At 56.8% G+C, this 250-nt stretch carries 1 rRNA gene; it reads left to right on the top strand.

Annotation, left to right across the window (positions count from 1 at the left end):
* Positions 1-2: 2 nt before the first annotated feature.
* Positions 3-250 (top strand): 23S ribosomal RNA (locus tag C7H85_RS19415); the annotation flags it as partial.

The raw sequence follows: 250 nt of genomic DNA, 5'->3' as shown, positions 1-250 counted from the left end.
TACACGGTGGATGCCTTGGCAGTCAGAGGCGATGAAGGACGTGCTAACCTGCGTTAAGCACGGGTGAGCTGGTAAGAAGCGCTTGAGCCCGTGATGTCCGAATGGGGAAACCCACTGCACTCAGTGCAGTATCGTTGCGTGAATACATAGCGCAGCGAGGCGAACCGGGAGAACTGAAACATCTAAGTACCCCGAGGAACAGAAATCAACCGAGATCCCCTTAGTAGCGGCGAGCGAACGGGGGCCAGCC

It is taken from the genome of Zobellella endophytica, from assembly GCF_003012775.1.
Taxonomy (GTDB): Bacteria; Pseudomonadota; Gammaproteobacteria; order Enterobacterales; family Aeromonadaceae; genus Oceanimonas; species Oceanimonas endophytica.
The sequence above is the reverse complement of the archived record's forward strand: the minus strand, read 5'-3'. Positions and strand labels throughout refer to the sequence as shown.